This is a genomic window from Collimonas sp. GW821-FHT02H07, assembly GCF_059421505.1.
In genome coordinates this window covers 85,615-109,504 of record NZ_JBWKVC010000017.1, presented here as the reverse complement: position 1 = coordinate 109,504, position 23,890 = coordinate 85,615, and the positions used below count along the sequence as shown (strand labels likewise).

Genomic DNA, 23,890 nt, shown 5'->3' with positions numbered 1-23,890 from the left:
TTGCTTACTCTGGCTTGCCGGCCGGCTCAGGCAACGGCAAATCCTGTTCGGGTTTGCCGAAGATGTGGGTATAGGTAGGATAGAAGGAGCAGTACATCACCACCGTCAAGGCAATCGACAGCGGCAGCAGGATCATGATCGTGACAGAGGCATTACCGATCACCACCGCGATCAGGACGCTGACTATGGCTGGCAGCACTACGCCGATGGCGGCCCACGCCAGGCCGTAGACTGCGAATGCCTTCATCTCGCGCGAGACCGCGAAGAAGCTGTAGAAAATGGCTTTCATCACGCCCATCTTCTGCCACATGATCAACGGCGCTGCGTACCAGAACGCCATCGCCGCCGGGATGTAGACCACTGCCGAGAACATCATTGCCAGCGACATGCTGGAATCCTGTATCTCCTTCGGATCGAGCGTAGTCTGGCCGGTTACCGTTTGCCAGAACACGCCGCCGTCGACCAGCGCCGAGGCGGCAATCGCAATGACGGCCGCGACCATGTAGAGCATGCCCAGGATCAGCAGTTTTTGCAGTGCAGGCGAACGGAAGCCGACCAGCAGCAGGTTAGGGTAGACGCGCTTGCCCTGTTCGATATTCTGGCAAGCCTGCATGAAGGCCATGGCGAATACCGGCACAAGGATCACCGGCATGATCTGTCCCAGCACCGGGACCAGATTCAATCCCAGCATCAAGAACATGTAGGCCAGGAATAAGGTGGAGATCTCGGCCGGCTGCTTGCGGAACAGCGCAAACCCCTCCTTGATCCATATCCATCCGGTTTTGGCAGGCAGTTTTTCCATTGTTTATTTAATCAGTACAGGTTCGGTGCCGGGTGCGCCACGCGCTGCCGCAGAATCCGTTCAAAGTGGCTTGGGTCGTGCGGCGTGAGCATTTCCGCAGCACGAGGCAAGTAAAAGTCATACAGCCGCGACAGCCAGAAGCGCAAGGCGCCGGCGCGCAGCATCGGCTGCCAGGCGGCTTGCTCGGCCGCGCTGAAGGGCCGCACGGCATGGTATGCATCCAGCATGGCGCGTACTCTGGCAATGTCAAGCTGTCCGGTCGCCAGGTCGACGCACCAGTCGTTGACGGTGACGGCCAGGTCGAACAGCCAGGTGTCGCAGCCGGCAAAGTAGAAGTCGAAAAACCCGCTCAACTGGTCGCCGTTGAACATCACGTTGTTGCGGAACAGGTCGGCATGCACCGGGCCGTTGGGCAGCTGGCGATAGGTTTCCGAGGCGGCAAACGCCTCCTGGAACGCCATTTCGTCGCGCAGCAGCTGTTGTCCGTCCGGCGGCAGGTAGGGCAGCACCACCGGCGCGGTTTCGCGCCACCACGGCAGGCCGCGCAGATTCGGTTGCCGGATTGGAAAGTCTTGCGCCGCCAGATGCATTTTCGCCAGCATCGCGCCTACCGCTGCGCAATGGACCGGCGCCGGGGCCATCTGGCAAGCGCCTTCCAGCTTGGTGACGATCGCCGCCGGCTTGCCGTGCAGCGGATTGATGATCTGGTCCTGCTGATTGGCGACCGGCGCCGGCACCAGCACTCCGCGGCGCGCCAGGTGGCGCATCAGTTCCAGGTAAAACGGCAGCTGTTCAAAACTGAGATTCTCGAAGATCGTCAGCACATATTCGCCGCGCTCGGTATCGATGAAGAAATTACTGTTTTCGATACCGGATGAAATGCCCCTGATGGCGAGTGCCTTGCCTAAGGAAAACGGGGGGATCCACTGGGTGAGATCGTCTAGTGTGACGGGGGTAAATACTGCCATGAGAAAAAACCGGGGAAAGACAATGTTCGTCGGAATAAATATGCGGCTAATACGCGGTGGTTCCGCGCATTGGCCGCATGGCTGCTTAAGGGAGTGCCGGACTAGTTCTTGGTCGCGGGCAGCGCCGGCGGCGGCAATCCGGCATCGCTGTCGGACTGCACTGCTTCACCCGGCTTATGGGCTTTCTGGCCCAGGTCGAACTCCTTGACCTGCCATTGCGCGCCACGCGGCGGCGCATCGGTCGGCCCTAAAGTGCCGGCCTGCGATGGCGTCTTCACGTAGTAAGTGCTGCCGCCGCTCGTGACCTTGACTTCATCAACCCGGCCCTGCTTGCGCGTTTGCGTGATGTTGCCGTTATCTTCACCCGGTTTGCGGACGGTGACAGGCGGCGCTTCGCCTTCTTCCAGCTTTTGCAGCTCTGGCGGCGGCGGGGCAGTGGTCTTGGCGGGCGGCGTCGCTTGCTGGGCGCTTGCCAGCAAGGGTGTTGCGAGAGAGGCAAGACAAATTGCCAGCAATGGCCAGACTTTGGATTTATTCATGTGAATTTGGCTACCTTGAGTGGGACAAGACTATGCCTGCATTGTAACAAACCGCCGGCGCCTATAGGCGATAAGGGGCCGGCAAGCGCGGTGTTTACAGCAAAACCCCGGTATGGCGGTCGGACTCGGCCATGACGGTTTCGCCGGCCTCGTAGAATTCCACTACGGCGGCAAGAATCTCGGCCGGATCGTCCAGCACCTGGATCAGGTCCATGTCCTTGGCGGCAATCATGCCGTCGCCCACCAGCTGGGTGCGGAACCAGTCCAGCAAGCCGCTCCAGAATTTGCTGCCGACCAGGATGATCGGGATATGGCGGCATTTGCCGGTCTGGATCAGGGTCAGGACCTCGGTCAGCTCGTCCATGGTGCCGAAACCGCCCGGCAGCACGATGTAGGCGTCGGCATAGCGCACGAAAGCCACTTTGCGGGCGAAGAAATGACGGAAGCTGAGGGAAATATCCTGCCATTTGTTACCGCTTTGTTCATGCGGCAATTCAATGTTCAGGCCGACAGAAGGCGACTTGCCTTCGAAAGCTCCCTTGTTGGCGGCTTCCATCAAACCCGGTCCGCCGCCTGAAATCACGGCAAAACCTTCGTCGGAAAAGCGCCGTGCAATGTCCTTGCAAAGGGGATAATACGGATTGTCTTCCTTGATCCGCGCCGAGCCGAAGATGGATACCGCCGGATGCAACTCGGAAAGGCGTTCGGTCGACTCGATAAATTCTGCCATAATCGTGAACATATGCCACGATTCGCGCGCCTTTTTCGATGTTGCGCGTTCGATATCCGTCACTTGCCGCAAACGCGGCACATTTTTTCCGTTCAATTCCATATGCAAAAAACCCTGCTGTTAGTTGATGGTTCGAGTTATCTGTATCGCGCCTTCCATGCCTTGCCCGATATGCGCAATGCCGCCAATGAGCCGACCGGCGCTCTGTACGGCATCATCAATATGCTGCGTCGTTTACGCATCGATTACCCCGCAGCTTACCTTGCCTGTGTGTTCGATGCAAAAGGTAAAACTTTCCGCGACGATATGTACGCCGACTACAAGGCGACCCGCGCCTCCATGCCGGAGGACCTAGTTAAACAGATTACGCCAATTCACGCCGCCGTGCGCGCCATGGGCTGGCCGATTCTGATGGTGGAGGGCGTGGAGGCCGACGACGTGATCGGCACCCTGACCGTGCAGGCGGTGCAGCACGGCATGCAGGCAGTGGTCTCGACCGGCGACAAGGACCTGGCGCAGCTGGTCAACGACGACGTCACGCTGATCAACACCATGAACAACGAGACCCTCGACCGCGCCGGCGTGATCGCCAAATTCGGCGTGCCGCCGGAGCGCATCGTCGACTACCTGACCTTGATCGGCGACACCGTCGACAACATCCCCGGCGTCTCCAAGGTCGGCCCGAAAACCGCGGTCAAATGGCTGGCGCAGTACGACACGGTCGACAACGTGATCGCTAATGCCGCAAGCATTGGCGGCGCGGTCGGCGAGAACCTGCGGCAGGTGCTGGACTGGCTGCCGAAGGCCAAGGAGCTGGTGACGGTGAAGACCGATTGCGACCTCAGCGCGCATATGGTGTCGATCCCGGAATCGCTGATCGCGCCGGAGCAGGACAAGGACACCCTGATCGAATTGTTCACGCGCTACAACTTCAAGACCTGGCTGCGCGAATTGAGCGCACCCGCGGCGGCGCCTTCCGCTTCCGCCGCCGGCGCGCCTGTGTCGACGGCGGCCGTTGCCGCCGCCGCGTCTGACGCCCCGGCGCAGAGCAGCCTATTCGACGCCGTCGAGCGCCACTATGAAACCGTGCTGACTGAAGCCCAGCTGGATGCCTGGCTGCAGCGCATCGACAAGGCGGCCCTGACCGCGGTGGATACCGAAACCACCTCGCTTGAGCCGATGACCGCACAGCTGGTCGGCATTTCCTTGTGCTGCGAAGTCGGCACTGCCGCTTACATCCCTGTCGCTCATTGCTACCAGGACGCGCCGGCGCAGCTGTCGCGCGAGCTGGTGCTGCAAAAGATGAAGCCGTGGCTGGAAGACGACAGCAAGCCGAAGGTCGGCCAGAACCTCAAATACGATAGCCACATTTTCGCCAACCAGGGCGTGAACCTGCGCGGCATCGTCCATGACACTTTGCTGGAATCGTATGTGTTCGAATCGCACCGCAGCCATGACATGGACAGCCTGGCCCTGCGCCATCTGAACCATCAGACCATCACCTTCCAGGAAGTGTGCGGCAAGGGTGCTTCGCAGATTGGTTTCGATGAAGTCGAGATCGGCCGCGCCACCGAATATGCGGCGGAAGATGCCGATATCACCCTGCAGCTGCACCTGACCATGTGGCCGCATATCGTCGACGACGCCAAGCTGCGTTTCATCTACGAAAAAATCGAAGTGCCGACTTCGGTGGTGCTGCAAAAGATCGAGCGCAACGGCGTGCTGATCGACGCCAGCCTGCTGGCGACGCAATCGAACGAGCTGGGCAAGCGCATGCTGGAAATCGAGCAGCAAGCCTATGACCTGGCCGGCCAGCCGTTCAACCTGAGTTCGCCCAAGCAGCTGGGTGAAATATTGTTTGAAAAGCTCAAGCTGCCGGTGGTCAAGAAGACCCCGTCCGGATCGCCTTCCACCGATGAAGAAGTGCTGCAGAAACTGGCGGAAGACTATCCGCTGCCGAAGGTGCTGCTCGACTACCGCAGCCTGTCCAAGCTGAAATCGACCTACACCGACAAGCTGCCGAAGATGGTCAATGCGGACACCGGCCGCGTGCACACCAACTATGCGCAGGCGGTGGCGGTCACCGGCCGCCTGGCGTCGAACGATCCCAACCTGCAGAACATCCCGATCCGCACCGCCGAAGGCCGCCGCATCCGCGAAGCATTCGTGGCGCCGGCCGACAGCGTGATCGTCTCAGCCGACTATTCGCAGATCGAACTGCGCATCATGGCCCACATCTCGGGCGATGAAAACATGTTGCGCGCGTTTGCCGAAGGCATCGACATTCACCGCGCCACTGCCGCCGAAATCTTCGGCACCACCGCAGCGGAGGTCAGCAGCGAGCAGCGCCGCTACGCCAAGGTCATCAACTTCGGGCTGATCTACGGCATGAGCGCATTTGGCCTGGCCGGCAACCTCGGCATCGAGCGCGCCGCGGCGCAAATGTATATCGAAAAATATTTCATGCGCTTTGCCGGCGTCAAGCAGTTCATGGACATGACACGGGTGCAGGCCAAGTCGCAAGGCTATGTCGAGACCGTGTTCGGGCGCCGTTTGTGGCTGCCGGAAATCAATTCGCCCAACGGCCAGCGCCGCCAGGGCGCCGAGCGGGCGGCGATCAATGCGCCTATGCAAGGCACGGCTGCCGACCTGATCAAGCTGTCGATGATCGCGGTGCAAAACTGGATTGAAACAGAACAGTTAAAATCCAAGATGGTCATGCAGGTGCACGATGAACTGGTGCTTGAAGTGCCGCAGGACGAGCTGGCGCTGGTGCGGGAAAAGCTGCCGCAGCTGATGGCTGGCGTGGCGGAGCTGAAGGTGCCGCTGATTGCCGAAGTCGGCGTCGGCAAGAACTGGGACGAGGCGCATTAATGAATTGATGCGCGATGGCAGATGGTTAACGATAAAGGAGAATATTGATGGCGAATTTGAAAGAAGATTTCGATAGTCTGGTGGCGAAAACCAGTTTGTCCGACAATGTCGACCGCCGTACTTTTTTGAAGACCACGCTGGGCACCGGCTTCGCCGCGGCGGTGCTGCCGGTATGCGCGCAGACCGTGATCAAGACCGATGCCGCCGGCCTCACCGCCGGCGCCCTGGAAATCCAGATCAATGGCTTGAGCGTGCCGATTTACCGCGCCCAGCCTGAGGGCAAGACCAATCTGCCGGTGGTGCTGGTGATCTCGGAAATTTTCGGCGTGCATGAGCACATCGCCGACATCGCGCGCCGCTTCGCCAAGCTGGGCTACCTGGCGATCGCGCCGGACCTGTTCAAGCGCCAGGGCGACCCGGCTGCCTTCGCCACCATTCCAGAGCTGTACAAGAACGTGATTTCCAAAGTGCCGGACGACCAGGTGCTGGGCGATGTCGATGCCTGCGTGGCCTGGGCCAAGGAAAATAACGGCAATATCGACAAGCTGGCGATCACCGGCTTTTGCTGGGGCGGCCGCGTCACCTGGCTGTATGCCGCTCACAATCCCAAGGTAAAAGCCGCGGCGGCCTGGTATGGCAGCCTTGTCGGCGAAAAGAACGAACTGATGCCAAAGCAACCGGTGGATATCGCGCCGGCCCTGAAAGTGCCGGTGCTGGGTTTGTACGGCGCCAAGGACCAGGGCATTACGCAGGAGCATGTGGCGCAGATGAAGGCGGCGCTGGCCAAGGGCGGCAGCAGGTCGGAAATCGTGGTCTACCCGAATTCCGGTCACGCCTTCAACGCCGACTACCGGCCCAGCTATGTGGAAGCAGACGCCAAGGATGGCTGGAAGCGCACCCTGGCTTGGTTCAAGGAACATGGCGTCAGCTGAAGCACGCAGGCATCACGGCTATTTGTATCCGGATGCGGCCATCCGGATACAAAATTCCCACCCCTCAAACGGGATAAATGACAGTTAAATTTGCCGAAATGCAGCAGCTGTGTTTTAATTTGCAACATTGTTGCATTTGACGTTTGTTAGCTGGGGCCAAAAATTAATTCCACACTCGTTTCAATTCTCCTGGCGACGACTATCGCCGGCGTTTTCAGCATTACCGCCGCTGCCATTTTTTCCTTCGCGCTGCTGTCCAAGATGGTCGAGCGCATGGTCAGCCTGTCGGTCGGCATCATGCTGGCCACTTCCTTGCTGCACGCGCTGCCGGAAGCCTTCGAATCGCAGGCCGACAGCCATACGCTGTTCGCCGTCCTGCTGGGCGGCTTGCTGGCCTTTTTCGTGCTGGAAAAATTTGCCATCCTGCGCCATTCCCACCATCACGAGGATGACGGCCACGGCCATCATCATGGCCATGACAAGAAAGAGGCGGGCAAGGCCGGCTGGATGATTCTGGTCGGCGACGGCTTGCACAACTTTACCGACGGTATCCTGATTGCCGCCGCTTTCCTGGCCGATCCGCACCTTGGCCTGATCACCGGCCTGGCCATCATCGTGCACGAGATTCCGCAGGAAATCGGCGATTTCATCGTGCTGCTCAATGCCGGGTTTTCGCGCACCCGCGCCTACGTCTACAACCTGATCTGCAGCCTGATGGCGGTGCTGGGCGGCCTGCTCGGCTACTTCACGCTGGAGCGCGGCATGGAATGGATTCCTTACGTGCTGGTGTTTGCCTCGTCCGGATTCATCTATATCGCCGTCAGCGACCTGATGCCGCAGATGCAGCGCCGCGCTACCTTGCGCGAAACCATTCCGCAGATCCTGCTGATCGGCGCAGGCGTCGCCATTGTCTTGTTCCTGACGCGGCACGCTCATCAGCATTAAGGTCTGAACCAGCTGATGAAAAAACGGGGGAGTGCGCAGCAGCGCAGCTCCCCCGTTTCAATTCCTGGGCGGCTGGTTCCTTATGCGCCCTTGGCCACCGGCCGCGTGGCGTCGGCACACCATTCGCTCCACGATCCCGGATACAGCGCGGCGCCATGCAGGCCGGCGATTTCCAGCGCCAGCAAGTTATGGCAGGCGGTCACCCCGGATCCGCACTGCATGACGGCGGTTTGCGGTTCGCTGATCAGCGCGCCGAACTCCTCGTGCAGCTGATGGCCCGGCTTGAAGCGGCCATCGGCTTGCAGGTTGTCCTTGAAGAAGCGGTTCTTGGCGCCGGGAATATGGCCGCCGACCGGGTCGATGGTTTCATTTTCGCCGCGGAAGCGGTCCGGCGCGCGCGCATCGACGATGGTGCGGCGCAGGTTGGTCAGGTTGCTCAGGATGTCATGCGCGTTGACGCTGGCGGTCAGCGCCGGCTTGGCGCTGATGCTGCCGGGCGTCGGCGCCGGTTCTGCCGTCGTCAATCCTTGTCCGGCCGTCTGCCAGGCCGCCAGACCGCCGTCCAGCACCGCCACCGAGGCGTGGCCGATCGAGCGCAGCAGCCACCACAGGCGCGCGGCATACATGCCGCCCTGGGCGTCGTAGGCAACTACCTGGGTGTCGTCGCTGATGCCCCAGCGGCGCAGCGTGGCGATCAGCGCATCCTGCGCCGGCAGCGGATGGCGGCCCTTGAAGCTGCCGTCGGCCGCCTGCTTGGCGCCGGACAGGTCTTGATCCAGGTTGGCGAAGCGCGCCCCGGCGATATGGCCGGCGTCGTAAGCGCTTCTTCCCGCCGCCGGGTCCATCAGGTCATGACGGCAGTCGATGATGACCCAGCCCGGGTTCTGCGCATTCTGCTGCAGGTTCGCCGCAGAAATCAGCGTGGTGTAGGGATGTGCTTGAGACATGGCATTCCTTCTGGGTAAGTGTTGATCAGGACACTACAGGAAACAATTTCAGGCAGTGTCGTCAGCCAGCGATTTATCTGTCTGCAGCGTTGTCAGCGGACGCGCCTTTCTTTGATTATAAAACGTTGCCAGCAAACCGCCGATAAGGATTACCGTTGTCCCCAGCCAGCCGCGCCAGCCGAGCTGGTCTTGCCAGATCAGAATGCCGAGGATGCTGGAAAAGACGATGCCGGTGTATTGCAGGTTGGCGGTAAGCAATGGGTTGCCGAGGCGGTAGGCGCGGGTCATCGCGATCTGGCCGATGGTTGCCGTGATGCTGAGCGCAATCAGCAAACCGAATCCCGCCAGATTGTGGCTGTGCATGAAAGGAATGCCGCCGCCCGGCAAGCCCAGGCATCCGGCCAGGCCGGCAAGGGCGCTGATGGCGGAAAAATAAAACACCACCCGATATTCCGGTTCGCCCAGCTGGCCCAGGCGCCGCACCTGCAGATAGGCGATCGCGGAAATCAGGCCGGAGCCGAGCGCGATCAGCGCTGCCGTGGTTTGTTCAGGGGCGAACGACGGCCGCAACAGCAGCATGACGCCGGCGAAGCTGAGCAGGATGGTAGCTGCCATGCCCCATTCAAAGCGGGCATTGCTGCGCCACCATGCCACGCCGAACAGGATGGCCGCCAGCCATATCGATGAGGTGTAGTTGAGGGTGGTGGCGGTGGCGACCGGCAGCAGGCTGAACGAATAGAACCACATGGCCAGGGAAATCACGCCGATCACGCCGCGCCGCATGTGCTCGCGCGGCAACGGTGTTTTCAGGGTGCCACCCTTGAGGACAACCAGGGCGACGATGAACAGCATGCCGATGACGCCGCGGCTGAACAGGATTTCAGAAGTTGAGTAGTGTTCTGAAGCAAGCTTGACGCAGACCCCCATGAGGGAAAACATGAGGCTGGCAAAGAGCATCCAGAGTGATTGCATGGGAAAAATCTAGCAAGGGGCGAGGTTGCAGTCATTTTGACTGATTCCGGCGCCGTTACGCGTGTCCGCAAAAAATAAAGGGCCGGAGCTGATCCGCTGCCAGCAGCGAACCGGTTCCGGCCCGGATATGGATTTGGCAGGACCTAGGCCAGGCCGGCCTGGCTGCGGTACCACTCATGGAAATGCTGCATGCCGTCTTCCATCGGCGACTGGTAAGGACCCACTTCACTGACGCCGCGCTCCATCAGGATGCGCCGGCCGGCATCCATGCGCAGGGCGATTTCATCGTCCTCGACGCAGGTTTCCATATAGGCGGCGCGTTCCGCTTCGACCATTTCGCGCTCAAACAGGGCGATTTCTTCCGGATAGTAGAATTCCACCACATTGGTGGTCTTCTGCGGGCCGCGCGGCCACAGCGTCGACACCACCAGCACATGCGGATACCACTCCACCATGATGTTCGGGTACAGCGTCAGCCAGATCGCGCCGAACTTGGGCGCCTCGCCGTTGTTGAACTTGAGGACCTGTTCCTGCCACTTCTTGTAGGCCGGCGAACCGGATTTCGCCAGCCCGTGGTTGACGCCCACGGTCTGTACGCTGTAATCCTTGCCAAATTGCCATTGCAGATCGTCGCAGCTGACAAAGCTGCCGAGGCCGGGATGGAAGGGCTCGACGTGATAATCCTCCAGGTAAACCTCGATGAAGGTTTTCCAGTTGTAGTCGCACTCGTGCACTTCGACGTGATCGAACAGGTAGCCGCTGAAATCGAGATCCTTGGCCACGCCCAGCTGCGCCAGCTTTTCGCCGATATGGAAGGCATTCTGCTCGAACAGCAGGCCGTTCCAGTTTTGCAAAGGCGTCTTGGACAGGTTCATGCAAGGCGTCTCGCCGAAATGCGGCGCGCCTATCAGTTCGCCCTTGAGATCGTAAGTCCAGCGGTGCAGCGGGCAGACGATATTGCGGGCATTGCCGCGGCCGTCGAACATCTTGGCCTGGCGATGGCGGCAGACGTTGGAAATGAGCTCGATGCCCTGCGGATTGCGCACCAGCATGCGGCCTTCGTTTTCAGAAGCCAGCGTGGCGTAATCGCCGACGTTGGGCACCATCAGCTCATGGCCGACGTAGCGCGGGCCATTCTGAAAGAGTTGCTGGATTTCGCGCTTTAACAGCGCTTCGTCAAAGTAGACGTTGACCGGAAGTTGCGCATCGGAGCGCGCGAGCTTGGTAATAGAAGCCAGATCGGACATCCCTCCACCCCCAAATGTGTTGTATCAACCTAAGAGAGAAAGAATCCGCAAAAACCTGTGTTCAAATAATATGAAACGGAAATTTTGGACAGAACCGAGGATTATCCCACAAAAAAGCCGGATTTGGCGTCGTTTCAAGCATTTTATCGAGCCAAAGCTTCAAAACTGCTGTCTAAATTCAACGGCTTACGGAGGTTTGCTCTAAAATAGCGGTCTAATCACATTACACCTACTATGCCAAAGAATCCGATTTCCGCCAGCAGCCCGGCCTCGTTTGAACAAGCCATGGCCGAACTGGAGCAACTGGTAGCCCAAATGGAAGCCGGCGAATTGCCGCTGGAAGCATCGGTTGCCGCCTATAAGCGAGGATCTGAGCTGGTCAAGTTTTGCGCCGCGCAACTGGAAAAGGTCGACAGCCAGGTCAAGGTGCTGGAAGGCGATATGCTCAAACCCTTCGTCGGTGAAGCCTTGAACGATCACAGCGGAGCCGACGAATGACGGCAGCCGCTCAGTTAGCAGCCACGATGCCAGTTGCAGAACAGTCGTTCGGCGAATGGATGCGCCAGGTGCAGTCCGAGATGGAGACGGCGCTTGGCAAATTCTTGCCGTCAGAAAATATCACACCGGCCAGGCTGCATCAGGCCATGCGCTACGCGGTGCTGGACGGCGGCAAGCGCGTGCGGCCCTTGCTGGTATTTGCTGCCGGGGAATTATTTGCCGCGCCGGCAACGGTGGTGCAGCGGGCCGCGGCCGCGGTTGAAATGATCCACGCCTATTCACTGGTGCACGACGACATGCCCTGCATGGACGACGACGCCTTGCGCCGCGGCAAGCCTACCGTGCACGTGCAGTATGATGAAGCCACCGCCTTGCTGGTCGGCGACGCCTTGCAGGCGCAGGCTTTCGTGGTGCTGGCCGAGACCGATGCCGCCGGCTTCGATGCGGCGCGGCAGATCGTCATGCTGCGTTTGCTGGCCCAGGCTTCCGGTTCGCTCGGCATGTGCGGCGGCCAGGCCATCGACCTGGCGAGCGTCGGCCTGAGCCTGTCGCTGGCTGAGCTGGAACAGATGCACAAGCTGAAGACCGGCGCCTTGCTGCGCGCTTCGGTATTGCTGGGCGCGTGGGGCGGCAAAGCCCTGGCGCAGGATGAGACCGATGCGCTGGAAGCCTACGGCACGGCGATCGGACTGGCGTTCCAGGTAGTCGACGATATCCTCGACGCCACGGCCGATTCCGCCACGCTGGGCAAGACAGCGGGCAAGGACGCCGCCGACAACAAGCCGACCTACGTCTCGATTCTGGGTTTGCCGGAATCGCAGGCACTGGCAGAAAAATTACGCAACGATGCCCACCGGGCGCTTGCGATGTTTGGGAATAAGGCACGTCGCCTGCGCGAGCTGGCGGATTTGATCGTGCAACGGAAAGCTTAGGGTTTAGGGCATATGGAAATACTCAACACAATCGACAGCCCGGCAGACCTGCGCAAGTTGTCGCGGGCGCAACTCAAGCCGCTGGCCGACGAGCTGCGCGAATTTGTCATCGAATCGGTGTCGCAGACCGGCGGCCATCTGTCGTCCAACCTCGGCACCGTGGAGCTGACAATTGCCTTGCACTACGTCTTCAACACGCCGGAGGACCGCGTGGTGTGGGACGTCGGCCATCAAACCTATCCGCACAAGATCCTCACCGGCCGCCGCGAGCGCATGAACACGCTGCGCCAGCTGAACGGCATCTCGGGTTTCCCGCGCCGCTGCGAAAGCGAGTACGACACCTTCGGCACTGCGCATTCCTCGACGTCGATTTCCGCCGCGCTGGGCATGGCGCTGGCCGCCAAGACCAAGGGCGAGACCGAGCGCCACGCGATTGCCGTGATCGGCGACGGCGCCATGACCGCCGGCATGGTGTTCGAAGCCATGAACAACGCCGGCGTGTACGACGACATCAACATGCTGGTGATCCTGAACGACAACGACATGTCGATCTCGCCGCCGGTGGGCGCCTTGAACCGCTACCTGGCGCGCCTGATGTCGGGCCAGTTCTACGCGCAAGCGAAAAATGTCGGCAAGTCGATCCTGCCGGCGCCGATGCGGCAGCTGGCCAAGCGTTTCGAAGAACATGCCAAAGGCATGGTGGTGCCGGCCACCATGTTTGAAGAATTCGGTTTCAACTACATCGGCCCGATCGACGGCCACGACCTGGATTCGCTGATCCCGACCCTGCAGAACCTGAAGCACCTCAAGGGTCCGCAGTTCCTGCACGTGGTGACCAAGAAGGGCCAGGGCTACAAGCTGGCGGAAGCCGATCCGGTGCTGTACCACGGCCCCGGCAAGTTCAATCCGGCCGAAGGCATCAAGCCGGCCGCGGTCAGCAAGATGACCTACACCCAGGTGTTCGGCGACTGGCTGTGCGACACCGCCGCGCAAGACGACAAGCTGATCGGCATCACGCCGGCGATGTCGGGCGGCTCCGGCCTGGATGCCTTTGCCAAGCGCTTTCCGCAGCGCTTCTATGACGTCGGCATCGCCGAGCAGCACGCCGTCACTTTCGCCGCCGGCATGGCTTGCGAAGGCTTGAAGCCGGTGGTGGCGATCTATTCAACCTTCCTGCAGCGCGCCTACGACCAGCTGATCCATGACGTTGCCCTGCAAAACCTCGACGTCACCTTCGCGCTGGACCGCTCCGGCCTGGTCGGCGCCGACGGCGCCACGCACGCCGGCAACTACGATATGGCCTACCTGCGCTGCATTCCGAACATGGTAGTGATGGCGGCCTCCGACGAAAACGAATGCCGCCAGATGCTGACCACCGCTTACCAGTACAACGGTCCGGCCGCGGTGCGCTATCCGCGCGGCGCCGGCACCGGCGCTGCGATCGATCCGGCGCTGACGGTGCTGCCGCTGGGTAAAGGCGAAGTCAAGCGCAAAGGCCACAATGTCGCGATCCTGGCTTTCGGCTCATTGCTGGCGCCCAGCGTCGCCGCCGGCGAATTGCTGGACGCCACGGTGGTCAACATGCGCTTCGTCAAGCCGCTGGACGTGGAGCTGGTGCTGGAATTGGCCAATACCCACGACGCGCTGGTGACGGTGGAAGAGGGCTGCATCATGGGCGGCGCCGGCGCCGCGGTGGCGGAAGCGCTGGCTGCCGCAGGATGCGTCAAGCCGCTCTTGAACCTGGGCTTGCCGGACCGATTTATCGATCATGGCGACGCCGGCCTGCTGCTGGCGCAATGCGGCCTGAATGCCGAAGGCATCGCCGCTTCGATACGCCAGCGCTTTGGCAAGGATCAGCCGCGCCTGGTCGTCAATCAGAAATAAGCTGGCCTGGCGCCAGCCGTTGTTCCAGTAACTCCAGCCAGGATGCTGCTGCCGCCATGCGGCAGCCTTCCAGCCATACTATTTCCAATCCCCCGGCTTGCCGTCAGCACCCATGGTGCGCGACAGTGAGCCGGGACAAGACCGCCAAGGCAGTCTTTTGTCCATTGCGCAAAGGTTAAACCTCAAATGAATACCCGTGACCAGAACCTGACCATTCCTGACGTGCAGAGCAGCGTCGACACCCGCCGCCTGGCGATCCAGCGCGTTGGCGTCAAAGGCGTGCGCTATCCGCTGACCGTGCGTACCGCGGCAACGGCGCAAGCCACGGTCGGCAGCTGGAATATGTACGTGCATCTGCCGGAACAGCAGAAGGGCACCCACATGTCGCGTTTCATCGCCTTGCTGGAAGGTCTGGACGGGCCGCTGGACGTGGCTTCCTTCGGCGCGCTGATGCGCAAGATGGTGACCCTGCTGGACGCCGAGCGCGGCCGCATCGAACTGAGCTTCCCCTATTTCATCAACAAGACCGCGCCGGTTTCCGGCGTTCAGAGCCTGATGGACTATGAGGTCGGCCTGAGCGGCGAGATCAATCGCGGCGAACTGGAAATCACCCTCAAAGTCATGGTGCCGGTGACCAGCCTGTGCCCATGCTCGAAGCAGATTTCAGCCTATGGCGCGCACAACCAGCGCTCGCACATCACGGTCAACGCCGTGCTGGACGGCGAGATACAGGTGGATGAATTGATCGCCCGCATCGAAGCCCAGGCTTCCTGCGAACTGTTCGGCCTGCTCAAGCGTCCGGATGAAAAATACGTGACCGAGCGCGCCTACGAGAATCCGAAATTTGTTGAAGACCTGGTGCGCGACGTCGCTGTTGCCTTGAACCAGGAGCCGCGCGTGCTGGCTTACGTGCTGGAAGCGGAAAACTTCGAATCGATCCACAATCACTCGGCGTATGCCTTGATCGAACACGACAAGCGCAGCAAATAAGATTGCAGCTTTACCGCTAAAAGGGCGTGGCGCCGTAAACGCCGCGCCCTTTTTTCATGTGTCCCGCACCCGGTCCTTTTGCCACAGCACGTCGCTGCCGCCATCCGCCCGGTTCAGCACCCGCGACAGCACGAACAGCAGGTCCGACAGCCGATTCACGTACTGGCGCACTGGTTCGCTGACGGTCTCGCTCTTGCCCAGGCTGACGATGCTGCGTTCCGCACGGCGGCAAACCGTGCGGCAAACGTGCGCCAACGCGGCGGCGTGGCTGCCGCCGGGCAGGATGAAGTCTTTGAGCGGCGGCAAGTCGGCATTGTATTTTTCCAGCAGCGCGTCAAGCCGCGCTACCTGGCCATCGTTGACCAGCGTGTAGCCGGGAATGCACAGTTCGCCGCCCAGGTCGAACAGGTCGTGCTGTATCGACAGCAAGGCCTCGCGCAGCGCCGGATCCAATTGATCGCATAGCAACAAGCCGAGCTGCGAGTTCAGTTCATCGACGTCGCCGATGGCCTGGATGCGCAGGCTGTCCTTGTCGACCCGACTGCCATCGCCGAGGCCAGTGCTGCCTTTGTCGCCGGTGCGCGTGGCGATCTTGGAAAGTCGGTTGCCCATGGGATTGAATATATGTCAGGTGAAATAGCGATGCTGCTACTGTACACCAGCACTCACCGGCACGACCGGCCGCCGCAGAGTAAAATTCATGAAAAAGGAGACCGTCCCATGAATCACATCACCGATCTCGCGGCACTGAAGAAAGCGCTGCCGGAAACCCTGTTGGCGTCTCTCAAAACCTTGTTTGGCGAGCGTCTCTCGACCACCCAGGCGATGCGCGAACAGCATGGCCGCGATGAGTCCTCTTACGATCCGATGCTGCCGGATGCCGTCGTTTTCGCTGAAAGCACCGAAGAAGTCGCGGCGCTGGTCAAGCTGTGCAATGAACACCAGATACCGCTGATCCCTTTCGGCAGCGGCACCTCGCTGGAGGGTCATGTGCTGGCGCTGCAAGGCGGGATTTCGGTTGATCTGTCGCGCATGAACCGCTTGCTGGCGATCCATGCCGAAGACCTGACGGCGACGGTGCAGGCCGGCGTCACCCGCAAGCAGCTGAACCACGAGATCAAGGACAGCGGCCTGTTCTTTCCGATCGACCCCGGCGCCGACGCCTCGATCGGCGGCATGGCGGCCACCCGCGCGTCCGGCACCAACGCGGTACGCTACGGTAGCATGCGCGAAAACACGCTGGCGCTGACCGTGGTGACGTCCGACGGCCGCATCATCAAGACCGGCACCCGCGCCAGGAAATCGGCGGCCGGCTACGACCTGACGAGGATCTTTGTCGGCAGCGAAGGCACGCTCGGCGTCATCACCGAAATCACGGTCAAGCTCTATCCGCAGCCGGAAGCGATTTCCGCCGCGGTATGCTCGTTTGAAAATATCGCCGACGCCGTCAATGCGGTGATCCAGACTATACAGCTGGGCGTGCCGATCGCGCGGGTCGAGCTGCTGGATGAAAACGGCGTGCGCGCCATCAATGCGCATTCCAAGCTGGCGCTGCCGGAGCAGCCGCTGCTGCTGTTTGAATTCCATGGCAGCGAGAACGGCGTCAAGGAACAGGCTGAAATCGTGCAAGCGCTGGCAGCCGACCATCACGCCACCGGTTTCGAATGGGCGACGCGGCCGGAAGACCGTTCGCGTCTGTGGGCAGCGCGCCACAATGCCTATTTCGCACTGCTGCAACTGCGCCCGGGCAGCCGCGCGATTTCCACCGATTGCTGCGTGCCGATCTCGCGCCTGGCGGAATGCATACTCGACACCAAGGCCGACTGCGAAGCGAACGGCCTCGTGTATTCGATCATCGGCCATGTCGGCGACGGTAATTTCCATACCCAGATGCTGGTCGATCCCGGCAATGCCGCCGACATCGCGCGCGCCGAGGGCGTCAATGCGCGCATGGTCAGCCGCGCCATCGCCATGGACGGCACCTGCACCGGCGAACACGGCGTCGGCCTGCACAAAATGGATTTCCTGATCGAAGAACATGGCGCCGAAGCGATCGCCACCATGCGCGCGCTGAAGCATGCCTTCGATCCCAGGAACATCATGAATCCCGGCAAGATCATCCGGTGGTGAGTTGCGCAACTTGGGCAGAGTCATCTGGGGTCGGAGTCGACTTTCGCGGCGCTTTTTCGCGAAACTCGACTCCGACCCCACATGACGGATTCGGAGAAAGACAGAACGCGCTACATGGTTTTTTTCAGCAGCGAGGCATGTAATCCATAGCCCGCTAAGTGGGGTCAGAGTGAAGTTTCTGCAAAAAGCGCAGAAAGTTCACTCTGACCCCAGTTAGCTACGTATGTTGAGCGCGACGAAAGCCGGGTTACGGTTTTATCGTGTTTAATAAAATTCTTAATAAGTCAGCAAGCAGGTCAGCCATGTCGAATAAAGCTCCCCTGGTCAATCGCCTGCCGCCGGTGCATGCCTTGTCCGCATTTGAAGCCGCGGCGCGCCATCATTCCTTCGCCGTGGCGGCGGAAGAACTTTGCATTACGCCGTCGGCGCTGTCGCACCGGATCCGCCTGCTGGAGGACTTTGTCGGCGAGCGCCTGTTCTCGCGCGAAGGCCGCACGGTGACCTTGTCGGAGTTCGGCCACCGCTACCTGGAAGTGGTGCGCAGCGCCTTGCGCACCTTGACCGAATTTCCGCTGCCGCAGCGCCACGCCCAGGTGCAGCCGCGCGTCAAGATCACCGCGCCGCCGACGTTTGCGCGGCAATTGCTGATCCCGCACCTGCAGGATTTTGTCAGCCGGCATCCCGAGATCGTGGTGGAAATATTCCTCTCGGTGCCGCTGTACGACCTCAGCCTGACCGAGAGCGACCTGGAAGTCCGTTTCGGCGCCGGCAAGTATCCCAACACCACCACCGAGAAGCTGTTCGAGGAGCCGACCTTTGCCGTCGCCAGCCCGGAATACCTGAAGAAAATCGGCCCGCTCAACAAGCCGGCCGACCTGCGCAAGGCGAGCCTGCTGCGTTCGGCGCTGGAACCGTGGCAACCCTGGTTCCAGGCGGCCGGCCTTGACTGGCCCGAGCCTTCCTCGGGTTTGCGCGCCGACGACCTGGGTTTGCTGCTGGAGCTGGTGCGGCACGGCCACGGCGTCGGCCTGACCCGCAAGCATTTCGCGCGCGAGCTGATCGAGCAAGGCAAGCTGGTGCAGCTGTTCGACATCAGCCTGACCTCGCCGCCGCATGCCTATTACCTGGTGTACCAGCAAAAGCCGCAGGAGCGGCCGGAAGTGACTGTCTTCATCGACTGGATGAAGACGACCTTCAGCAGCATCTGAGAGCGCAGGCCCGACCTACGCATCCCGACCTGCGCGGCCCGACCTGAAAACATTTCACCGCTGGCTTGCAAGCTTTTCAGGCGGAATTGGCAGGAAAGCATTTTGCAGGGTTCGCAATGGTCTCGCATTGGCCTTATACTCGCTGAGAGAGTTTTCAATCATCAAACCACAGCCGGGAAGCCAGCATGACGTTTTCAGACCCAGTGCCAGCCACGGCGCCAGTCACAGGCGCTGCTGAATCGATCTTTAACCCAGCCCGCCAGCAGCAAGTGGTGGCGGCGCTGCGCGCATTGCTGCCGGCGCATGCCTTGCTGTTCAACGACGAAGATACCCGCCCCTACGAATGCGACGGCCTGGCGGCTTACCGCCAGAGTCCGATGGTGGTGGCATTGCCTGAAAACGAGGCGCAGGTGGTGGCCATACTCAAGACCTGCCGCGACCTGAAAGTCCCGATCGTGCCGCGCGGCGCCGGCACCGGCTTGTCCGGCGGCGCCTTGCCTATCGCTGACGGCGTGGTGCTGTCCACCGCCAAATTCACCCGCATCGTCAAGCTCGATCCCTATGCGCGGACGGCGGTGGTGCAGCCCGGGGTGCGCAACCTGGCGATTTCCGAGGCGGCGGCGCCGCACAACTTGTATTACGCGCCGGATCCGTCTTCGCAGATCGCCTGCACCATAGGCGGCAACGTTGCCGAAAATTCCGGCGGCGTCCATTGCCTCAAATACGGCCTGACGGTGCATAATGTATTGCGGGTGCGGATGGTCACCATCGACGGCGAGATCGTCGAACTGGGCGGCGGCGCACTGGATGCGCCGGGCCTCGATCTGCTGGCGGTCTTCATCGGCTCGGAAGGCATGCTCGGCGTGGTCACCGAGGTGACGGTCAAGCTGATCCCGAAGCCGCAGGCCGCGCGCGTCATCATGGCCTCCTTCGACGACGTCGTCACCAGCGGCAATGCGGTCGCCAACGTGATCGCCGCCGGCATCATTCCGGCCGGGCTGGAAATGATGGACCGCACCAGCTCGCGCATGGTGGAGCCCTTTGTCAAAGCCGGCTACGACACCGATGCTGCCGCCATCCTGCTGTGCGAATCGGATGGCACCACCGAAGAAGTGGAAGAAGAAATCGAACGCATGAGCGCGGTGCTGAACGCCAGCGGCGCCACCCGCATCGAAGTCTCGACGTCGGAAGCCGAGCGCCTGCGTTTCTGGTCGGGGCGCAAGAATGCCTTCCCGGCAGCCGGCCGCATTTCTCCCGATTACTACTGCATGGACGGCACCATCCCGCGCAAGAACCTGGCGCAGGTACTGCTCGGCATAGCGCAAATGGAAAGCAAGTACGGCTTGCGCTGCGCCAACGTGTTCCATGCAGGCGACGGCAACCTGCATCCGCTGATCCTGTTCGACGCCAATGTGCCCGGCGAATTTCATCGTGCCGAGGAGTTCGGGGCTGAAATCCTGGAGCTGTGCGTGGCGGTGGGCGGCACCATCACCGGCGAGCATGGCGTCGGCATCGAAAAGATCAACTCGATGTGCGTGCAGTTTTCGCCGCTGGAGCGCGAGGCCTTCTTCAGCGTCAAGCGCGCCTTCGACACGGCCTTCCTGCTGAATCCGGACAAGGCGATTCCGACTTTGCAGCGCTGCGCCGAGTACGGAAAAATGCACATACAGCGCGGCGTCATGAAGTTTCCCGATCTGCCCCGGTTTTGAGACATGACACGATATTAAACATGGACCCACAAGATTTCAAAGAGCAGGCAAGGGCGCAGATCCTCGGCGCTGCGGCAGAGCGCGGCGCACTGGAAATTCGCGGCGGCGGCAGCAAGCGCTGGTATGGCCAAGAGGTGCAGGGCGAACTGCTGGATACGCGCGGCTACAGCGGCGTGATCGACTACGAGCCGACCGAGCTGGTGATCACCGCGCGCTGCGGTACGCCGCTGGCGGAAATTGAAGCGCTGCTGGCGCGGCACCAGCAAATGCTGGCTTTCGAACCGCCCCATTTCGGCAGCGGCGCTACCTTGGGCGGGATGGTCGCCAGCGGCCTGTCGGGACCGTCGCGGCAGGCGGTCGGCGCCTTGCGCGATTTTGTGCTGGGCACCGTGCTGATGGATGGCAAGGGCGAGGTGCTGCACTTTGGCGGCCAGGTCATGAAAAATGTGGCGGGTTACGATGTGTCGCGTTTGCTGGCGGGTTCGCTTGGCACGCTGGGCTTGATACTGGAGGCGTCGGTCAAAGTACTGCCGCGTCCGGTTGCCGCCAGCAGCCGGCGCTTTGCGATGAACCAGGCCGAGGCGATCCGCAGCTTGAACCAATGGGGCGGCCAGCCATTGCCGCTTGCCGGCAGTTGCTGGCACGATGGCATGTTGACGATAAGGCTGGCCGGGGCGGAGGCAGCGGTACGTGCGGCGGAACACAAGCTGGGTGGTGAAGCCGTACCGGATGCCGAACAATTCTGGCAGGCGCTGCGCGAACAAACGCATTCCTTCTTTGCCGGCGTTGCTGCCGGCAAAGCGCTGTGGCGCTTGTCTCTGCCATCGATTGCGGAGCCGTTGGCGCTGGCTGGCGAAACCCTGGTCGAATGGGGCGGGGCGCAGCGCTGGTTGCTGGCCGATGAAAATGCAGCCATGGATGCCGGCACAATCCGAGCAGCGGCGAGCGCTGCCGGCGGTCACGCCACCTTGTTCCGAGGTGGCGATAAAAGTGTCGGTGTGTTCCAGCCGCTGGCGCCTGCGGTCGCGCAAATCCATCGTAATTTGAAGGCCGGCTTCGACCCGTCGGGCATCTTCAATCGCGGCCGTATGTATCCGGACTTCTAGCACAAGAAACACGCAACCATGCAAACCAATCTAGCCGATTTCATCAAGAACACGCGCGACGGCAAGGAAGCCGACGCCATCCTGCGCGCCTGCGTGCATTGCGGGTTCTGCACCGCCACCTGCCCGACCTACCAGCTGCTGGGCGACGAGCTGGACGGGCCGCGCGGACGCATCTATCTGATCAAGCAGGTGCTGGAGGGGAAGCCGGCCAGCGTCAAGACGCAATTGCACCTGGACCGCTGCCTTACCTGCCGCAATTGCGAATCGACTTGTCCATCCGGCGTCGAATATGGACGCTTGCTGGATATCGGCCGCAAGGTGGTGGAGCGCCAGGTCGGCCGCCCGTTCGGCGAGAACCTGACGCGCACGGTGCTGAAAGAATTCCTGCCGTGGCCATGGCTGTTCAAGCCGGCCATGGCCGCCGGACAATTGCTGCGGCCGCTGTTGCCGCGCAAGCTGAAGAACAAGGTTCCCGCCAGGCAGGATGCAGGAACCAGGCCGCAGCGCCAGCATGCGCGCAAGATGCTGTTGCTGGACGGTTGCGTGCAGCCGGCCATGTCGCCCAACATCAACAGCGCCACGGCGCGGGTGCTGGATGCGCTGGAAGTGCAGCTGCTGGTGGCGCCGAAAGCCGGCTGCTGCGGCGCCATCCGCTACCACCTCAACGACCAGGGCGGCGGCCTGGACGACATGCGGCGCAATATCGACGCCTGGTGGCCGTATGTGATCGGCAGCAATGGCCAGGGCGTGGAAGCAATCGTGATGACGGCTTCCGGCTGCGGCGTGACGGTCAAGGAATATGGCCACCTGCTGGCTGCGGATCCCCAGTATGCCGTCAAGGCAAAAGCCATATCGGCCTTGACCAAGGATCTGAGCGAAATCCTGCCCGAGTTTGAAATCGAGCTGCAGCAAAAGCTGAGCGGGAAATTTCCTCAGCGCGTGGTCTATCATCCGCCCTGCACCTTGCAGCATGGCCAGCAGATCCGCGGCAAGGTGGAAGGCTTGCTGCGCGGTGTCGGCGTCGATGTGCAGCTATGCGCCGACAGCCACTTGTGCTGCGGCTCGGCCGGTACTTACTCGGTGCTGCAGCCGGAGCTGTCGTACCGCCTGCGCGACAACAAGCTGGAGAATCTGCAGGCAAGCCGGCCGGACATGATCGTCTCGGCCAATATCGGCTGCCTGACGCATCTGCAGTCCGGCACCGAGACGCCCGTCAGGCATTGGATAGAATTGCTGGATCAGGCGCTGTCATCCTGACCAGCCGCCCGACCCCGCCTTCAGCTAAAACTGATGGCGGATCCCGACCACCGCGACGAATTGCCTGCCGTTGGAAGAGGGCGAGCCGTTTTGCGAATCGCCGACTACTGCTACCGCATTGACCGGCGTCACGCCGTTCGCTCCCAGGGTTTGGCCACTGGCCTTCTGATAAGCCTCCAGGAAATAAAGCGCCGTCCGCTTGGAAAAATCATAAGTCTGTTCAAACGAAAATTGCTGGTAACGCGCTGGATCGCTGATGCCGTTTGCTGCCGATTCGCGCGTATAGCTATAGCCGGCCGCCAGGGTGATCGCGTTGGTCAGCTTGTAGGTGGAAATCAGGCCGGCGGTATTGAAGGTGGCTTGATGCGTGAACAGCGAAGCCGCTCCCGGCGCCATCTGCACATTGGAAAAATTCAAGCCCAGCATCAGACTGTCCGAAACGTTATAGCGTGCCGCGGCGGCAATCATCTGTACCGATCTGGCCGAGGCATAGCCGGCATTCACAGGCGACTGGGCGTAGCTGCCTGAGGTGACGTTCGGATCCCACTGCGCAAAGCCTTTGAGATTGTTGTTGTTCAGTTTCAGATAACCGAGCGCCACGCTCAGGGCGTTGTAGTCATAGCGCAGCGCCGTGCTGAAAGAATTGCCGGCGCTGATGGCGCCGGCGTTTTCGCCGAAACCATACAAGGCGCCGGCCTGGAAGCCGGCGATCACCGGTGTTGTGTACACCAGGGAATTATTGATTCGTATGGTGGTGTCGAGACCGTCGAGATCGCCTGGATGGGCGCCGGTGGCGCCGGTCAGCACTCCCGTCGGTCCGAGTCCGCCGACGTAGCGCCAGTACGGCGTGTACTGGCGGCCGAGGGTGAAGCTGCCGTAGCGGGCATCGCTCAGGCCGACAAAAGCCTGGCGGTTGAAGGCTTTGCTGGCGTCGCTCTGGACGCCGTTGTTGATGCTGAAGCCTTGCTCCAGCGTGAAAATCGCCTTGCCGCCGCTACCCAGGTCTTCGCTGCCGCTGAAGCCCAGCTTGCTGGCATTGAGGTTGCCGCTGTTCATATAGGTGTTTGAATTGCCGCGCTGATTGCTGGAATGGATGATTGCAGCATCCGCCGTGCCGTAGATCGTGACGCTGGTTTGCGCCTGGACGCCGGCGGCGCCGGTGAGCGTGCTAGTTGCCAGAAGCAATTTTAGCGTTGTGTTTTTCATGTCTCCCCCTTGGG

General features: G+C 61.2%; 21 protein-coding genes. 12 read left to right on the top strand and 9 right to left on the bottom strand.

All coding sequences use genetic code 11. From position 1 onward, the window contains the following. Positions 1-4 precede the first annotated feature (4 nt). The 4 genes from AC07V8_RS22290 to AC07V8_RS22275 all read right to left on the bottom strand — a co-directional run bounded on the left by AC07V8_RS22290 (position 5) and on the right by AC07V8_RS22275 (position 3,141). Positions 5-802 (bottom strand): BPSS1780 family membrane protein, encoded by a 798-nt coding sequence (locus tag AC07V8_RS22290; RefSeq protein ID WP_494680762.1) that lies wholly within the window; start codon positions 800-802, stop codon positions 5-7. A gap of 11 nt (positions 803-813) precedes the next feature. Beyond that, positions 814-1,770 carry a homoserine kinase gene (locus AC07V8_RS22285; RefSeq protein WP_494680763.1) on the bottom strand — a complete coding sequence of 319 codons (957 nt, stop codon included), beginning with the start codon at positions 1,768-1,770 and terminating at the stop codon, positions 814-816. Between the two features lie 101 nt (positions 1,771-1,871). Next, positions 1,872-2,309 (bottom strand): hypothetical protein, encoded by a 438-nt coding sequence (locus AC07V8_RS22280; protein WP_494680764.1) that lies wholly within the window; start codon positions 2,307-2,309, stop codon positions 1,872-1,874. Positions 2,310-2,403: 94 nt separating this feature from the next. Next, positions 2,404-3,141, bottom strand: coding sequence for an LOG family protein (locus tag AC07V8_RS22275; RefSeq protein WP_494680765.1), 738 nt, complete (start codon positions 3,139-3,141; stop codon positions 2,404-2,406). Here AC07V8_RS22275 and polA point away from each other — a divergent pair, their 5' ends adjacent. The 3 genes from polA to AC07V8_RS22260 all read left to right on the top strand — a co-directional run bounded on the left by polA (position 3,142) and on the right by AC07V8_RS22260 (position 7,790). Beyond that, positions 3,142-5,913 (top strand): DNA polymerase I, encoded by a 2,772-nt coding sequence (gene polA / locus AC07V8_RS22270; RefSeq protein ID WP_494680766.1) that lies wholly within the window; start codon positions 3,142-3,144, stop codon positions 5,911-5,913. A gap of 47 nt (positions 5,914-5,960) precedes the next feature. Further along, a complete protein-coding gene (locus tag AC07V8_RS22265) occupies positions 5,961-6,845 on the top strand; it encodes a dienelactone hydrolase family protein (protein WP_494680767.1) in 885 nt (294 codons plus the stop codon). Positions 6,846-7,046: 201 nt separating this feature from the next. Beyond that, positions 7,047-7,790 carry a ZIP family metal transporter gene (locus AC07V8_RS22260; protein WP_494680791.1) on the top strand — a complete coding sequence of 248 codons (744 nt, stop codon included), beginning with the start codon at positions 7,047-7,049 and terminating at the stop codon, positions 7,788-7,790. 80 nt (positions 7,791-7,870) lie between these two features. Here AC07V8_RS22260 and AC07V8_RS22255 read toward each other — a convergent pair whose 3' ends face one another. From AC07V8_RS22255 to AC07V8_RS22245, 3 genes are all read right to left on the bottom strand, one after another. Further along, positions 7,871-8,737, bottom strand: coding sequence for a sulfurtransferase (locus tag AC07V8_RS22255; protein WP_494680768.1), 867 nt, complete (start codon positions 8,735-8,737; stop codon positions 7,871-7,873). A 48-nt stretch (positions 8,738-8,785) separates the two neighbouring features. Further along, positions 8,786-9,709 carry a DMT family transporter gene (locus AC07V8_RS22250; RefSeq protein WP_494680769.1) on the bottom strand — a complete coding sequence of 308 codons (924 nt, stop codon included), beginning with the start codon at positions 9,707-9,709 and terminating at the stop codon, positions 8,786-8,788. Positions 9,710-9,852: 143 nt separating this feature from the next. Continuing rightward, positions 9,853-10,956 (bottom strand): aromatic ring-hydroxylating oxygenase subunit alpha, encoded by a 1,104-nt coding sequence (locus AC07V8_RS22245; RefSeq protein ID WP_494680770.1) that lies wholly within the window; start codon positions 10,954-10,956, stop codon positions 9,853-9,855. A 234-nt stretch (positions 10,957-11,190) separates the two neighbouring features. Between AC07V8_RS22245 and AC07V8_RS22240 the strand changes: the two genes are divergently transcribed. From AC07V8_RS22240 to folE2, 4 genes are all read left to right on the top strand, one after another. Then, complete coding sequence (locus AC07V8_RS22240) at positions 11,191-11,454, top strand: exodeoxyribonuclease VII small subunit (RefSeq protein WP_061937211.1); 264 nt, start codon at positions 11,191-11,193, stop codon at positions 11,452-11,454. Positions 11,455-11,480: 26 nt separating this feature from the next. Next, positions 11,481-12,386, top strand: coding sequence for a polyprenyl synthetase family protein (locus tag AC07V8_RS22235; RefSeq protein ID WP_494680771.1), 906 nt, complete (start codon positions 11,481-11,483; stop codon positions 12,384-12,386). A 12-nt stretch (positions 12,387-12,398) separates the two neighbouring features. Then, a complete protein-coding gene (dxs, locus tag AC07V8_RS22230; protein WP_494680772.1) occupies positions 12,399-14,270 on the top strand; it encodes a 1-deoxy-D-xylulose-5-phosphate synthase in 1,872 nt (623 codons plus the stop codon). A 186-nt stretch (positions 14,271-14,456) separates the two neighbouring features. Beyond that, a complete protein-coding gene (folE2, locus tag AC07V8_RS22225) occupies positions 14,457-15,260 on the top strand; it encodes a GTP cyclohydrolase FolE2 (protein ID WP_494680773.1) in 804 nt (267 codons plus the stop codon). 54 nt (positions 15,261-15,314) lie between these two features. Here the strand turns inward: folE2 and AC07V8_RS22220 are convergent, their stop codons facing one another. Next, positions 15,315-15,872: a cob(I)yrinic acid a,c-diamide adenosyltransferase gene (locus AC07V8_RS22220; protein WP_494680774.1), complete on the bottom strand. Its 558-nt coding sequence runs from the start codon at positions 15,870-15,872 to the stop codon at positions 15,315-15,317. A gap of 108 nt (positions 15,873-15,980) precedes the next feature. On the opposite strand from AC07V8_RS22220, the gene AC07V8_RS22215 reads away from it, so the two are divergent. The 5 genes from AC07V8_RS22215 to glcF all read left to right on the top strand — a co-directional run bounded on the left by AC07V8_RS22215 (position 15,981) and on the right by glcF (position 22,670). Further along, the gene (locus tag AC07V8_RS22215) at positions 15,981-17,390 is read left to right on the top strand and encodes an FAD-binding oxidoreductase (RefSeq protein ID WP_494680775.1); all 1,410 of its coding nucleotides are present in this window, start codon (positions 15,981-15,983) and stop codon (positions 17,388-17,390) included. A 320-nt stretch (positions 17,391-17,710) separates the two neighbouring features. Then, entirely contained in the window at positions 17,711-18,598 is an 888-nt protein-coding gene (locus tag AC07V8_RS22210) for a LysR substrate-binding domain-containing protein (RefSeq protein WP_494680792.1), read from the top strand. Positions 18,599-18,783: 185 nt separating this feature from the next. Then, positions 18,784-20,307 carry an FAD-linked oxidase C-terminal domain-containing protein gene (locus AC07V8_RS22205; RefSeq protein WP_494680776.1) on the top strand — a complete coding sequence of 508 codons (1,524 nt, stop codon included), beginning with the start codon at positions 18,784-18,786 and terminating at the stop codon, positions 20,305-20,307. A gap of 20 nt (positions 20,308-20,327) precedes the next feature. Beyond that, the gene (gene glcE, locus AC07V8_RS22200) at positions 20,328-21,413 is read left to right on the top strand and encodes a glycolate oxidase subunit GlcE (protein ID WP_494680777.1); all 1,086 of its coding nucleotides are present in this window, start codon (positions 20,328-20,330) and stop codon (positions 21,411-21,413) included. A gap of 18 nt (positions 21,414-21,431) precedes the next feature. After that, positions 21,432-22,670: a glycolate oxidase subunit GlcF gene (gene glcF, locus AC07V8_RS22195; protein WP_494680778.1), complete on the top strand. Its 1,239-nt coding sequence runs from the start codon at positions 21,432-21,434 to the stop codon at positions 22,668-22,670. A 24-nt stretch (positions 22,671-22,694) separates the two neighbouring features. Here the strand turns inward: glcF and AC07V8_RS22190 are convergent, their stop codons facing one another. Beyond that, positions 22,695-23,876 carry a porin gene (locus AC07V8_RS22190; protein WP_494680779.1) on the bottom strand — a complete coding sequence of 394 codons (1,182 nt, stop codon included), beginning with the start codon at positions 23,874-23,876 and terminating at the stop codon, positions 22,695-22,697. Positions 23,877-23,890 lie beyond the last annotated feature (14 nt).